Source organism: Halorubrum trapanicum (genome assembly GCF_002355655.1).
GTDB lineage: Archaea > Halobacteriota > Halobacteria > Halobacteriales > Haloferacaceae > Halorubrum > Halorubrum trapanicum_A.
This window is the reverse complement of the sequence record NZ_AP017569.1, coordinates 477,404-491,160: the sequence shown is the minus strand read 5'-3', so window position 1 is coordinate 491,160 and position 13,757 is coordinate 477,404. Positions and strand designations below refer to the sequence as shown.

Annotated in this window: 11 protein-coding genes, 1 tRNA gene and 1 pseudogene; 7 read left to right on the top strand and 6 right to left on the bottom strand. The window is 68.5% G+C overall.

Features of this window, described 5'->3' with window-relative positions:
* The first annotated feature begins 79 nt into the window (after positions 1 to 79).
* Both CPZ01_RS02405 and CPZ01_RS02400 read left to right on the top strand, forming a co-directional pair.
* On the top strand, positions 80 to 544 hold the full coding sequence (locus tag CPZ01_RS02405; protein ID WP_017342963.1) for a PH domain-containing protein: 465 nt from the start codon (positions 80 to 82) through the stop codon (positions 542 to 544).
* On the top strand, positions 541 to 2,556 hold the full coding sequence (locus tag CPZ01_RS02400; protein WP_096393258.1) for a PH domain-containing protein: 2,016 nt from the start codon (positions 541 to 543) through the stop codon (positions 2,554 to 2,556). Before CPZ01_RS02405 ends, CPZ01_RS02400 begins: the two co-directional genes overlap by 4 nt.
* A gap of 18 nt (positions 2,557 to 2,574) precedes the next feature.
* Here the strand turns inward: CPZ01_RS02400 and CPZ01_RS02395 are convergent, their stop codons facing one another.
* Entirely contained in the window at positions 2,575 to 3,765 is a 1,191-nt protein-coding gene (locus CPZ01_RS02395) for an acyl-CoA dehydrogenase family protein (RefSeq protein ID WP_096393257.1), read from the bottom strand.
* Positions 3,766 to 3,942: 177 nt separating this feature from the next.
* On the opposite strand from CPZ01_RS02395, the gene CPZ01_RS02390 reads away from it, so the two are divergent.
* A complete protein-coding gene (locus CPZ01_RS02390; protein WP_096393256.1) occupies positions 3,943 to 5,004 on the top strand; it encodes a phytoene/squalene synthase family protein in 1,062 nt (353 codons plus the stop codon).
* A gap of 39 nt (positions 5,005 to 5,043) precedes the next feature.
* Here CPZ01_RS02390 and CPZ01_RS02385 read toward each other — a convergent pair whose 3' ends face one another.
* The 3 genes from CPZ01_RS02385 to guaB form a co-directional block, all read right to left on the bottom strand.
* Complete coding sequence (locus CPZ01_RS02385; protein ID WP_096393255.1) at positions 5,044 to 7,032, bottom strand: DEAD/DEAH box helicase; 1,989 nt, start codon at positions 7,030 to 7,032, stop codon at positions 5,044 to 5,046.
* A 71-nt stretch (positions 7,033 to 7,103) separates the two neighbouring features.
* A complete protein-coding gene (locus CPZ01_RS02380; RefSeq protein ID WP_096393254.1) occupies positions 7,104 to 7,691 on the bottom strand; it encodes a HalX domain-containing protein in 588 nt (195 codons plus the stop codon).
* Between the two features lie 180 nt (positions 7,692 to 7,871).
* A complete protein-coding gene (guaB, locus tag CPZ01_RS02375) occupies positions 7,872 to 9,359 on the bottom strand; it encodes an IMP dehydrogenase (protein ID WP_096393253.1) in 1,488 nt (495 codons plus the stop codon).
* Between the two features lie 523 nt (positions 9,360 to 9,882).
* On the opposite strand from guaB, the gene CPZ01_RS02365 reads away from it, so the two are divergent.
* The 4 genes from CPZ01_RS02365 to CPZ01_RS02355 all read left to right on the top strand — a co-directional run bounded on the left by CPZ01_RS02365 (position 9,883) and on the right by CPZ01_RS02355 (position 12,133).
* Positions 9,883 to 10,890 (top strand): DUF5794 domain-containing protein, encoded by a 1,008-nt coding sequence (locus CPZ01_RS02365; RefSeq protein WP_096393251.1) that lies wholly within the window; start codon positions 9,883 to 9,885, stop codon positions 10,888 to 10,890.
* Positions 10,891 to 10,998: 108 nt separating this feature from the next.
* Positions 10,999 to 11,223 (top strand): DUF5795 family protein, encoded by a 225-nt coding sequence (locus CPZ01_RS02360; RefSeq protein ID WP_096393250.1) that lies wholly within the window; start codon positions 10,999 to 11,001, stop codon positions 11,221 to 11,223.
* A 117-nt stretch (positions 11,224 to 11,340) separates the two neighbouring features.
* A tRNA-Trp gene (locus CPZ01_RS14940) sits at positions 11,341 to 11,515 on the top strand.
* A gap of 402 nt (positions 11,516 to 11,917) precedes the next feature.
* Positions 11,918 to 12,133 (top strand): hypothetical protein, encoded by a 216-nt coding sequence (locus tag CPZ01_RS02355; RefSeq protein WP_082224245.1) that lies wholly within the window; start codon positions 11,918 to 11,920, stop codon positions 12,131 to 12,133.
* Positions 12,134 to 12,197: 64 nt separating this feature from the next.
* On the opposite strand, the pseudogene CPZ01_RS15740 reads toward CPZ01_RS02355, so the two are convergent.
* A pseudogene (locus CPZ01_RS15740) lies at positions 12,198 to 12,358 on the bottom strand (PIN domain nuclease); the annotation flags it as partial.
* Between the two features lie 16 nt (positions 12,359 to 12,374).
* Positions 12,375 to 13,631 (bottom strand): RNA-guided endonuclease InsQ/TnpB family protein, encoded by a 1,257-nt coding sequence (locus tag CPZ01_RS02345; RefSeq protein WP_096393249.1) that lies wholly within the window; start codon positions 13,629 to 13,631, stop codon positions 12,375 to 12,377.
* Positions 13,632 to 13,757: the final 126 nt, after the last annotated feature.

The following is a 13,757-nucleotide window of genomic DNA, read 5'->3' as shown; positions in this document are numbered from 1 at the left end:
GGCCGCTTCCGACCGGACTTATACGTCGGGACCGTCAATCGCCGGTCATGACACACGGACACGCGACGGGGGACCGTCGATGACGGCACAGACGCTTCACCCCCGAGTCCAAGTCGTGTGGGTCCTCCGCGCGGTGCTGCTCTCGGCGCTCGTCACCGCGCCGTTCGCCGGCGGCGCGTACCTCGAATACCTCCCGCGGTGGGCCCCGGTCGCCGTCGGGGCCGTCGTCCTGACGCTCACCGTCGCGCACGCGCTGCTCCGCTACCGCCGCTGGAGCTACGAGATCCGCGAGGACGCGATCTACCTCGACCGCGGCGTGATCACGCAGGTGCGGACGACGGTGCCGCTGGTCCGGATCCAGCACGTCGACTCCCGCCGCGGCCCGATCGAGCGGACGGTCGGGCTCGCCTCCTGCGTGGTGTACACCGCGGGATCGCGCGGCGCGGACGTGCGGATCCCCGGGCTGACGCCGGACGGCGCGAGCGACCTCCGCGAGGAGCTGAAGCGGCTGGCGATCCGCGCCGACGGGGAGGACGCGGTGTGAAGTTAGCGCCGCAGTCGGTCCCGTACCGCGCGCTCCAGAAGGCGGCCGGGACCGCCGTCGCGCTGTTCGTGATCGTGAACAGCGGCGGGTTCGGCCTCCCGCTCGCGGTCGGCGGCGGGGCCGCGATCCTCCTCGTGATGCTCGCCTACGAGGTGGCGTACTACCGCCGGTTCGAGTACGTCCTCACGGAGGACACGCTCGACATCTCCTCCGGCGTCATCTCCCGGCGCGAGCGGGAGATCCCCTACCGGCGGATCCAGAACGTCGACGTGAGCCGCGGCGTGCTCCAGCGCGCGATCGGCGTCGCCGCGGTCGACTTAGAGACCGCCGGCGGCTCCAGCACGGAGGGGTCGATCCGCTTCGTCACGCCCGCGGAGGCGACGCGGCTCCAGCGCGAGGTTCAGCGCCGGAAGTCGGCGAACTCGCGGGCCGAGGACGCTGGCGACGGGGCGGCGACGGACCCGGACGCGGTCGGGGGCGGCCGCGACGACGCGTTCGCGCCCGACGAGGAGGAGCTGTTCGCCATCTCGCCGAGCGAGCTGGCCTTGGTCGGGGCGCTGTCGTTCGACGGGCGCCTGATCGGCCTCCTCGCCTTCCTGAGCTCCGGGTCGTTCCCGGTGTTATCGAGCTTCCTCCCGGAGACGTCGGCCGCCGCGCTCACCGCGACGGCGTTCGTTGGCGTCGCGGCGCTTTTCATCGCGTCGTGGCTGATCGGCGCGGGCGTCGCCTTCTCGAACTACTACGGGTTCCGGCTCTCACGCGCCGGCGACGAGCTCCGCTACGAGCGCGGGCTGTTCCGCCGGTACAGCGGGTCTATCCCCACCGAGAAGGTCCAGACGCTGCGGATCACGGACAACCCCGCCAAGCGCGCGCTCGGCTACGCGAGCCTCTCCATCGAGACCGCGGGGTACGCGCCCGGACAGGACGCGAATTCCGGGAACCAGTCCGCCGTGCCGATCGCCGCGACGGAGCGCGTCTACCGGCTCGCACACGAGATCGAGTCGTTCGGAACGCCGGATTTCAACCGGCCGCCCAAGCGGATCCGGTGGCGGTACGTCATCCGGTACGCGATGATCGTCGGGGTGCTCACGGCCGTCGCGTACGGCGTGAACTGGTACGTCTCGCCGTCGCTCCCGTGGTACGGCGTCGCCGGGATCCTCGTCGTCGTTCCGCCCGCGGCGCACCTGAAGTGGAAGCACCGCGGCTACTGGGTCGGCGAGGACCACCTCCTCACGCGGAACGGGTTCTGGAGCCGGACCGTCGCCGTCGTCCCGTACTACCGGATCCAGAACGTGATCGACAGCCGCACCGTGTTCCAGCGGCGGTGGGGCGTCGCGACGATCGTCGCCGACACGGCGGGGACCAGTTCGCTGACCGGCAGCGACGCCGCGGCCGTCGACTTCGAGGTCGACGAGGCCGAGACGCTGAAGGAGACGCTCACAGAGCGCCTCGCGACCGCCGTCGCGGAGCGCCGGAGCGAGGGGACCGACTCCTTCGAGTGGATCGACGACGGCGCGGAGGGAGACGGCAGCGTCGGAGCGGACGAGGCCGTCGAAGGCGACGAACGGACCGGAGCGACGGAGAGCGTCGAAGGCGACGAGGAGCCCGAAGGCGACCAGACCGGCAGCGACGGTCCCGTCGAGGACGCGGTCGTCGACGCGGAAGCGGACGACGCGACGACCGAGGCGCCTGCGGACGACGAGCCCGAGATACCCGACGACGGCGTCGTCCGTCCGGATTTCTCGCCGAGCGACCGCGACTACTCGGAGCCCGCGGAGCGGATCGACACGGGCGGCTACGCGGTCGACCAGAACCCCTCAGACGCCGACGTCGCGCACGGCCCGAACGCGGACGATGAGCGGGACGGAAGCGAGACCGAGGACGACCGGGACGGAGACGAGACGAACGGCGACCGCAACGATGACGAACGGGCGGACGCCGACGACGCTGACGACTATCCCGAGAACGGCGACGAAGGCCCCGAGAACGGCGACTCCGACTCGCGGCCCTGAGCGGCGCAGCGGGCGACGCTACTCTTCGAGCAGCTGCTGAGCGATCGTGTTGCGCAGGACCTCGCTCGTGCCTTCGTAGATCTCCGAGAGCTTCGCGTCGCGGTAGAAGCGCTCGGCGGGGAAGTCCTTGGTGTAGCCGTAGCCGCCGTGGATCTGGATCCCCTCGTTGGCGACCTCGCGAGCGATCTCGGAGGCGTACAGCTTCGCCTGCGCGGCCTCCTTGATGTACTCCTCGTCGCGCATCTTCAGGTCGGCCGCCTCGTGCATCAGCAGCTCCGCGGCGCGGGCCTTCGTGTCCATGTCCGCGAGCTTGTGCTGGATGGCCTGGAAGTCGGAGATCGGGCGGTCGAACTGCTCGCGCTGTTGCGCGTACTCCTTCGCCTCGTCGAGCGCGGCGCGCGCGATGCCGACCGACCGGGCCGCGATCGTGATCCGGCCGCCGTTGAGCGTCTTCAGGGCCTGGACGAACCCCTCGCCCTCCTCGCCGAGCAGCCGGTCTTCGGGGATCCACATGTCGTCGAACCGCAGCTCGGCGGTCGGACACCCCTTGTCGCCGAGCTTGTCCTCCGTCCCCTCGACGACGAACCCGTCGTCCTCCTCGGGGCGCACGACGAACGACGAGATACCCTTCCGGCCGGCGTCGGGGTCGGTCTTGGCGAACAGCGTGACCGTGTCGGCGACGGAGCCGTTCGAGATCCAGAGCTTGCCGCCGTTGACGACGTAGCCGTCGCCGTCGCGCTCCGCGGCGACGCCGCTCCGTTCCGAGGCGCTCCGCGCCTCGCGCTCGGCCGTGGTCGACATCGCCGGCACGTCCGAGCCGGCCTCGGCCTCCGAGAGCGCGAACGCACCGATGTCCTCGGCCGTGTTCAGGGCGGTGAGGTACTCCTCCTTCTGCGCCTCGTCGCCGAACTCGTAGATCATGTTGCCGGCCAGCGACGTGTGGGCCGCGACGACGGTCCCGAGCCCGCCCGAGCCGCGGGATATCTCTTCGAGCCCGATCGCGTAGCTGTGGTAGTCGAGGCCGGCGCCCTCGTACTCGACCGGGAACGGCATCCCCATGAGGCCGAGGTCGGCCATCTCCTCGACCAGGTCCGCGGGGAACTCGTCGGTCTCGTCGATCTCGGCCGCGCGGGGGACGACCTCCTCGTCGACGAACGCCGCGACCGTGTCGCGGATCTGACGCTGCTCTTCGGTGAGCGTGAACTCCATGCCGTGGCGTTCGGCCGGGCGGACTTAGCCGTTTCCACACGGTTGTACACGGGTCGGCGGTTCGTCGGCGCGGGCGGGGACCGAGTCGTGCGGTTTCGTCCGGTCGTCCCGCGGGCGGCGCCCGACGGACGTTCCACGAGGGTTTTTATGCGTTGTGCCGTAAAGGCTGGCAACTGAATGAGCGGACGAGAACACGGCCCCGCGGAGGCCGACCTCGCGTGGTGTCACGAGGCGGTCCAGGGGGTCTCGCGGACCTTCGCGCTGACGGTCGACGTGTTGGAGGAACCGATGGCGTCGCAGATCTGCGTCGGCTACCTCCTCTGTCGCGTCGCCGACACGGTCGAGGACGCCGGGCACATCCCGCCGGACGCCCAGAGCGACGTGTTGCGGACCTATCGGCGAGCGATCGATCCGGACGACGGGACCGACATCGGCGAGTTCCGCGAGGCGGTCGACGAGTGGCTGCCCGAGGAGCGCGACGACGACTGGACCGTCGTCGCCGAGGCGCCCACCATCGCCGCGACGTTCGAGGAGCTCGACCCCGAGGCGCAGGAGGCCATCGTGCCGCCCGTACTGGAGATGGTCGACGGGATGGCGATGTTCGTCGACCGCCACGCCACCGAGGGCGGGCTCCGCATCGACGACCGCGACGAGCTAGAGCAGTACTGCTACTACGCGGCCGGCACCGTCGGCAACCTCATCACGAACCTCCTCACCCGCGGCGACATCGGCGAGGAGCGCGCGGAGCGCCTGCGGGAGACCGCCGAAGAGTTCGGGCTCCTCCTCCAGCTCGTCAACGTCTCGAAGGACGTCTACGACGACTACACCGAGGAGAACAACGTCTACCTCCCCGCCGAGTGGCTGGAGGCCGAGGGGGTCGACCAGGAGCGCGTCGTCCACCCCGAGAACCGCGAGTCGTCCGCGCGCGTCGTTGACCGCACCGCCGACTACGCCCGCTCGTTCCTCGACGACGCGCAGGCGTACCTGGAGACGATGCCGCTCTCGAACGGGAACACGATGGAGGCGTGGACCGTCCCGTACCTGCTCGCGGTCGGCACCCTCCGCGAGCTCGGGAGCCGCCCGGAGGACGCGCTCACCGAGACCGGCGTGAAGGTGTCCAGACAGGAGGTGTTCGCGGTGATGTCGGCCGCGAGCGACGTTGGCCGCGACTCGCTCGCGGAGCTGCGACAGACCATCGCCCGGACCCCGTTCCACCGCGCGGTCGGGTCGGCCGACTGAGCGTCGACGCCGGGGGCAACGGTTCTCCTCGTCCGTTTCTCACAGCCGCGACCGCGCCCGCGACACCGCGGGGACGCTGACCCCGATCGTCTCCCCGAGCGCCTCGGCCGCGCTCAGGAGCCACTCCGCGCGCTCGACCCGCGAGTCGAGGTCGCCGGGCCCGATCCGGTAGCGCTCGACCAGCTCCTCGACGGTCGCACCGCCGATCCACTCGTCGAGGATGCGCGCCGTCTTCACCGACTCCAGCCACGCCTCGAAGTCCTCCGGCTCGGTCATGTCCGTGGTGAGGTGCGCGGCGTTCGTCCGGGCGAACTGGTAGACGTCGGCGCGCTCGGCGTTCCCGAGGTACGTGTCCTGCATGTCCGGCGTGTCGCAGATCACCTCGAAGGCGGTGAGCGTCGTCGCCGACATGTCGGCGGCCGCGCGGAGCCCGGCGACGATCCGCTCGCCCGTCTCGGGACGGACGTACTGCTTCGAGGTCGTCTCGCCGACCGCGGTCGCGACGAGCCGGTAGTCCTCGACGCCGCCCGTCTCCCGGGCGACCATCCCGGCCGCGACGAGGTCGTCGACCGCGACGGCGACGGCGTCCGCGAGGCCGCCCGCCCCCGTCTCGCGGGCGTAGAACGTCCCCTCGAACACGTCGAGGATCTCCGACTCGGTCGCCGCGAACCCGGTCGCGACCGCCGCGAGGACGTGGGTCCGGAGCGCCCCCGGGTCGGCGAGCTGCGACTCGACCGCCTCGGGCTCGCCCTCGACGTACCGCTCGCGGACCTCGTCGCGCGTGTCCGCGTCGGCGACGAGGACCGCCTCGCCGTGGGGGTCGAGCCCCGGACGCCCCGCGCGGCCGCACATCTGGTGGACCTCCAGCGTCGGGATCCACGCCATGCCGCCCTCCCCGTACCGTCGCTGGTCCCGAACGACGACGCGGCGGGCGGGGACGTTGACGCCGGCCGCCAGCGTCGGGGTGGCGCAGATACAGGCCACGTCGCGCTCGCGGAACGCCGACTCGACGACCGCGCGGTGCCCCGAGCGGAGGCCAGCGTGGTGGAACGCGACCCCTGCGCGCAGGCAGTCCGCGAGCTGCCGGCCGGTCAGCGTGCCGTCCACGTCGGTCGCGTCCTCGGCCGCCGCCGCGGCCGCTCCCTCGACCCCCAGCGCCGCCGCGAGCCCCTCGTCCGCGAGCCGCTCCGCGAGGTCGACCGCCTCGCGGCGGGAGCGGACGAACGCGAGGCACTGGCCGCCGTCGGCGACCGCGTCGGCGACCAGGGCGGCCGTGACCTCGGTCGGGTCGATCTCGGCGTCATCATCGTCGGCGTCGGTCTCGTCGCCGTCGTCGCCGACACCTCCGATCCCGTCGGTGTCGACGTCGACCGAGAGGCCCGTGCCGTCGTCGAACGCGACCTCGCCGCCGACGGCGACGCCGGTCCGAAGCTCGACGGGGCGCCAGTCGGACTCGACGAGGGCGGCGTCGAGCCAGTCCGCGATCGCCTCCGGGTTGTCGACCGTCGCCGACAGCGCCACCGTCTGGAGGTCGGGATTCCGGCGCCGGAGCGTCGCCAGCGTCACTTCGAGGGTCGGTCCGCGCCGCTCCGCGCCGAGCAGGTGGACCTCGTCGACGACGACGCACGCGAGTTCGTCGACCCACGAGGCGCCGTTGCGGATCGCGGAGTCCACCTTCTCGCTCGTGGCGACGACGACGTCGTTGCCCGCGAGCGCCTCGCCCGTCGCGTCGAAGTCGCCGGTGGAGATGCCAACGTCGACCCCGGGTAGCGCCGCGAACGTCTCGTACTTCTCGCGGGCGAGCGCGCGGAGCGGACAGACGTACAGCCCGGGACCGTCCGCGGTCAGGAGCGCGAGCTGGGCGACGAACGTCTTGCCCGACGCGGTCGGCACCGCGGCGACGACGTCGGCGCCCTCGCAGACGCCCGCGTCGACCGCCGCGCGCTGCGGCGGGTACAGCTCGCGCACGCCGCGCTCGGCGAAGTGGTCGACGACGGGCTGAGACAGCGGCAGGTCCCGGACGCGCATGTGAACACGGCTTCGGCTCGATCGGTGATAAAGAGTCGGCGGCGTCCCCCTCGGTCCGGTTCGGTCGCGGGCTACTCGTCGGCGTCGAAGTCCTGGAAGAGCTTCTCGTAGTCCTCGTCGTCGGTCGCGACCGCGTCGCGCGACTCGTCGGCCCGCTCGCGGAGCTCTTCGATCCGCTCGGTGAGCCGCTGGTACTCCTCGTTGTCGGCGAGGTCGCTCGCGCTCTTCTCCGACTCCAGCATCGCCTTCTTCGAGGTCAGCGAGAACAGCTCTTGGACCTCGGAGTCGTACTCGCCGCGCCGCAGCAGTCCCTCGACGGTCTCTCTGAGCGTCTCGCTCGTGACGGGCTTGACGAGGTAGTCGTCGAACCCCATCTCCAGGATGTCGAAGTCGGGCTCGACGGCGGTGACCATCGCGACCCGGCAGTCGATGCCGCGGTCGCGAACGGCCGTGAGGACCTCGTCGCCGGAGAGGCCGGGCATCCGGCGGTCGAGGAGGATCGCGTCGACCTCGTCGTCGGCCTCGTCGAGCTGATCGAGCGCCTCGCGGCCGCCGTACGCGGTTCGGACGCGATACTCGTCGCCGAGCCAGGCGGCGTACAGGTCGGCCAAGTCGGGTTCGTCCTCGACCACGAGGACCAGCGGCGGTTGCTCACTCATGGATGACGGGAGCGAGGGGGTGTTCGCTCACACGTTTCGTCTCGCCGCTGGCTATATTAAAATACCTCTTCGACGCGCCGGGAAACCGGTCCCGCCGTCGCGCTCGGGTCCGGTCGCGTCCGCCCGAGCCGGCCGTCCGGGTTACTCGGCCAGATTACTTGCCTGGGTTATCCGTCCGGGCTACTCGTCCGGGCTGTAGTTGGGCGCCTCGTCCGTGATCATCACGTCGTGCGGGTGGCTCTCGCTCTGGCCCGCGGTCGAGACGCGGACGAACTCCGCGCGCTCGTGGAGGTCGGGGACGGTCTCCGCGCCGACGTACCCCATCCCGGAGCGCATCCCGCCGGTGAGCTGGTGGAGCTCGGAGGCGAGGCTCCCCTTGTACGGGGTCGCCGCCTCGACGCCTTCGGGGACGAACTCCTCGTCTTCGTCCTCCTCCTTGAGGTAGCGGTCGCCGCCGCCGGACTTCATCGCGCCGACCGAGCCCATCCCGCGGTACTGCTTGTACTTTTTCCCCTGCATCGTGATGACGCGGCCCGGCGCCTCGTCGGTGCCGGCGAAGTAGGAGCCGAGCATCACCGCGTCGGCGCCAGCCGCGAGCGCCTTGATCGCGTCGCCGGAGTAGCGGATGCCGCCGTCGGCGATGACGGGCACGCCGTGACCGGCGGCGACGTCCGCGACCTCCGCGACCGCGGTCATCTGGGGCATCCCCGCGCCGCTGACCACGCGCGTGGTACAGATCGACCCCGGCCCGATGCCGACCTTCAGCCCGTCGGCGAAGTCGACCGCGGCCTCGGCGGCCTCGCGCGTCCCGACGTTGCCGACGACGACGTCGGCGTCGACGGTCCCCTTGATCGCCTCGGCGGAGTCGAGCACGTTGAGGTTGTGCGCGTGCGCGCAGTCGATGAAGATGACGTCGACGCCGGCCTCGTCGGCCGCGACGGCGCGCTCCTCCTCGAAGGGGCCGACGGCGACGCCGGCGAGCAGGCGCCCGGTCTCGTCGCGGGCGGCCTCCTCGTGCTCGCGGCGCTGGAGGATGCCCTGCATCGTGACGAGGCCGACGAGCCGGTCGTCGCCGTCGACGACCGGGACGCGCTCGATCTTGTGGTCGTACATCAGCTCCAGCGCCTCGCGGGCCTCGACGTCCTCGGGCGCCGTGATGACCTCGTCGGTCATCGCCTCGCGGACGGCGTCTTCCTCGCCGACCTCGAGGTACGGGCGGATGTCGGTGCCGGAGATGATCCCGAGGACGGCGTCGTCCTCGTCGACGACGGGAGCCCCGGAGACGCCCTGTCGCTCCATCACGGCGTCCGCCTCGCTGACGGTGTCGTCCGGCGAGACGGTGACGACGTTCTCGCGGCGGATGACGAGCTCGTGCGCGCGCTTGACGCGCTCGACCTCGGCGGCCGTCTCCTCGACGGTCATGTTGCGGTGGAGGACGCCGAGGCCGCCCTCGCGGGCCATCGCGATCGCGAGGTCGCTCTCGGTGACGGTGTCCATCGCCGCCGACAGCACGGGGACGTTGAGTTCGACGTTCTTCGACACCCGCGTGCTGAGGTCGGCGTCGTCGGGCTCGACCCGACTCTCCTTGGGGCGGAGCAGTACGTCGTCGAACGTCAGCGCTTCCGGAACCTCGAGCTTCGCCGAGAACCGGCCAGAATCTGTCGCCATATAATGCGTCATGAACGGCCGATGAAAAGCGTTGCGAGACGGCACGGACGTGGTGGTTAGTCACATTCGAATCCGTGTTGTATACACGATTATGTGTATTCAACCGCGGAGCGCGCTCACACGTGACCCGTCGGACGCGGCTCGTCGTCCGACGGAGATCGCCGCTCACGGAGCGGGAGAGAGCCGAGAGATGATCGGAGAAACCCCGTGTATGTCGACGTATCGTCATCGAAGGCGATTTTTCTCCGTCGATCCATCGTGTCGTGCGGACACGTCTCACACAACCTTTAACGCGACCGAAACACGTATATCAGATATGGACTCCGACAGTCCCGTGAACGTGCGCATCGCCGGCCAGCCGAACGCCGACCTCGGCGTCCGCTTTACAGCCGGCAATCCGCGCAAACGCTTCACATGGGCTCGTCGGGCCTCCCGCGGCGTGGACTCCGCGTGCCGGTCCCCAGACCACCGCGAGTCGCACGCGTCCCACCGCCACCCCGCCGGTCAGGGCTATCGTCCCTAAATGAGCACGTCACGCCACCCGGTCGCCCTGCGGCTCGAACAGCAGGTCGGGAGCGCGACGAAGCTGCTCGCGACCGTCATGGCCCTGCCGCTCGTCGACGGCATCTTCCCCGCCCTCGTCGTCGCCGGCGTCCTCGGCTCGGCCACGGGCGTCGTCGAGACCGGCATCCTCATCTTCGGCGGCTCCGCGACCGCCGCGGTGATCCTCGCGGAGATGGACGGCTCGCGCCGGGAGATGGCGACCTCGGTGCTGCTTATCGGCGCGGTGATCATCCCGGTCGCCGCCGTCGAGGCCGCCCTGGCGCCGACGCTCCAGGGGCTCCTCGATCTGCCCGTCTTCGAGCGGTTCGCCGGGCTCGTCATCCTGACCGTCGCCGCCAAGACCGCCAGCTCGGAGGTCGGCGAGTACCTGCCGAGCCCGGGCGTGATCATCGGGCTCGGCCTCGTCGCGAGCTTCGACCCGTCGGGGTTCGCCTTACGGACCTCGACCGAGTACGTGGTCAACGGCACCGCGGCCGCCGCCGTGGGCGTCGCGTTCGCCCTGTCGATCGCGCTGCTGTCACCGCACCTCCGCGGTCGCGTCGACATCGACCGGTTCCGGTTCGGCTCCGCGGTCGCGCTGGGAGTGCTCGCGCTGCCGATCCTGCTCGGCCCGTTCGACCTCATGCAGACGGACGCGCCCATCGCGCTCGCGGTACTCGCCGTGACGACCCTGTTCGCGTACGACCCGAACACTGACGGCGTGGCGGGCCCCACCGGCGACGGTGACGCGCCCGACGGTGACGAGTCGACGGACGAGGGCGTCGCCGGGGAAGACGGAGACGCGACCGACGACGAGGGCGCGGACGAGGAGCCGCCGAGCGACCCGCCGCTCGACGCGCCCCCGGAGGGACCCTCCCCCGTCGTCGACGACGACGTCGCGGTCCTCGCGAACGGCGGCGAGGGGCGCGAGACCGACGACGACCCGGACCCCTTCACGGACGACGACTCGCGGGCGCCCTGGCTGTAGTTCCGGGATAATCGGTCGCGGACCCCGGCGCGTTCGACCCGCGTCGGTCGTCGATCCGCGTCCCGCGCGTGTCGCCGGGGTTTAGGTACTCGACCCCGAACGGCAGGTATGTCGAACCGCGTCGTTCAGGGGCGGATGGTGACGCCCGAGAAGCTCGCAGAGCTGGTCGAAGGGGAGTCGGTCCTGGAGGCCGAGTCGATCGCGGACGCCGACCGCGACTGTCCGGAGTGCGGCGGCGACGTCATCTCGGTCGGGTACATGCCGAGCGTGACCGAGTTCGTCACCGGCTACAAGTGCCAAGACTGCGACTGGAGCGCCGACGACCGGGAGTAGCGTCGGTCGGATCGCCGAGGCGTCACGCGTTTTCGGTCGCCGCCGTCGCGCCCGCGAACGCCCTCGATCGAAACCCCTTTATCCGCGTTTCGGCAACGGTCTCATGCGAGATCACGCGGGGCTGTGGCCAAGCCAGGCATGGCGACTGACTCCAGAGGCTTGCGCCCGGGACGACACTCCAGACTGATATACCGAGCGGCCGACTGATCATCGGTCGTGTTGACGACCCTCTGGAGTTCCGAGGCGCACCGGAGATATCAGTCGATCGGGGGTTCAAATCCCTCCGGCCCCACTTCCAGCCGTCGCGAGCAACACCGCGAGCGACGGCGACGTGCTGAGGTGGGATTTGAACCCAGCGGACGAGCGGAGCGAAGTCCGCGTGGTTCACAATCCCTCCGGCTCCATATTACTCCGAAACGCTTCGTAATTGGCAGCAGAGGCTCTGTTCATTAAGTTCTCCGCCTCCAAGGATAATGGTATTCATTCGATCAGGGAATAATGACACGCGACATGATACAATTTGGAAAGATGATGTAAAGCGAAAGTAGACTATCTTGAGCGTCCTCAATGCGCCTAATCTCTCCACCCTATTCTGGCAAAAACACCGTGAGAGGTATAGAAAACAGATAGCCCTCTCAACAGAAATCAGAATCGGAATTCAAATGACCGAATGGTTGTAACACAGGATGTCCGAATGTCAGAAGATAGCAGTTCTACCCACGTACCCAGCCAGCCCGTTGTTGTCCAAGAAGATACCCATCAAAACGAAATTCCGGAGAATATCGACTCAGAGCTGTATTCGGCAGATAGCCCCACTAACTCGTTCCACGAGTTCACAATCGAGCGTGGAGACGAACTCGTTGAAGCACTCCGCAATAACGGCTACACGGTCAAATTCAGAGAGCGGTGACATTCCGCTTGGACTTCGATGGGAGCGGATAGGTTCGGTGTGCTCAGTCTGTCTGAGGCATGGCTCACTCCTCGCCAGTCGGTTCCAACGGAAGACGCTCGGGATCGACATCCTCGTATGGTTTGTCAGAGCTTAAGATGGGATGCCACGAGTTTCGGCAGTAGCGGCATGGAACGAATCGAACGCGATCATTCGGTCATCGAAATAATTCACAGCCGTCAACAACCCCACCCTACTTCGCTCACCCTGACGGGTTCGCTCGTTGAGGGAGGGGCTTGTCCGTGAACTCAGCCTCAAACCCGTCCGGGTGGGCGGTGAATCCGCCACTTGGCGTCACTGTTCCAGACTTGAGGGCGAGTTGACTGTCGCCCGTCCGCCGAGACGACTGTTGGCCTCGACGGACATACCGCATCCCGATGTTCTTCGCCGCATTGTAGTCCGCGTTCGCTTCCGATTCGCACTTCACGCACCGGAACTCCGTGCGAGTTCGGCGATTCTCGTCTGCCGTGAATCCACACTCGGCGCACCGTTGCGACGTGTACGCCGAACCCACTTGCTTCACAGAGATGCCGACTGCTTCGGCTTTGTACGCCACTTGCTCGTACAGCGTTCGGAACGCCCACTTGTGCCCCCACGACGCACCCGTTCGGTCGCGGATGTCAGTCAAGTCCTCGAACGCGATCACGTCGCACTCGTATCGGAGTGCTTCGTCTACGATGGCGTTCGATGCTTGGTGAACAACGTCACGAACGTTTCGCCGTTCGCGTCCACTTGATTGTTCGAGCGTTCTGTGGGCGCTTCGCGTGCCTGTCTGTTGGAGTCCCGCACGGACTTTCTCGAACTCGCGGAGGTTGTGTGAGAGTTCGCGCCCACTGATGAATCGTGCTGTGCTGGTGACGGCGAGGTTTTCAATACCGAGGTCGACCCCGAGAACCGTTCCGTCCTCGGCGGTGTCTCGCTCAGTGTCGGTCTTGGGTCGGCGGAAGCCGATGTGTAAAAAGTAATCGCCGTCACGAGCGGTGAGTGTGCTTTCCGTGACGCTCCAGTGGTCGGAGTCGAGGTACTGCCGTTGGTAGCCATCCTCGGCTTCAGGGAGCGCAAGTTCACATCGGACGCGACTCTCCGTCGTGGAGAGTGACACTGTATCGTCATCGAACAGCGTCATCGTTCGAGTGTCGTACGTTACCGTGGGTGCGGTGAACGTGGGTTTACTGGCCTGCTTGCCGTTCGAGTGGCGTTCGAGACAGCCGGTGATGGCTTGTGCGGCTTGATGGGTGGCGAGGATCGCGTGCTGACTCCCGAGGTCGGTTTCTTCGCGCACGTCGTCGTAAGCGAGGGGTTGTACGTCGCTCTTGGCGTTACACTTCCCCCACGCCATGTCCGTGGCGAGTTGGCACCCACGCTTCCACTCGGAGATAGTTTCCTCAAGCAACTCGCGTTGCTCATCGTCTACCGAGAGGCGAGTGATTGCCGTCCGACGCACGTAGTCGTCTGCCACGTATTCAATGTGTGTGAGCGGCAATTTATAAGCTGGTGTTTGTTACAGATACGAACGCGCTCCTCCTCTCCCTACTCGCTCCCCTCGGTCGCTCCTTGAGGAAGGGGACTCCGCGCTATCGCTTCA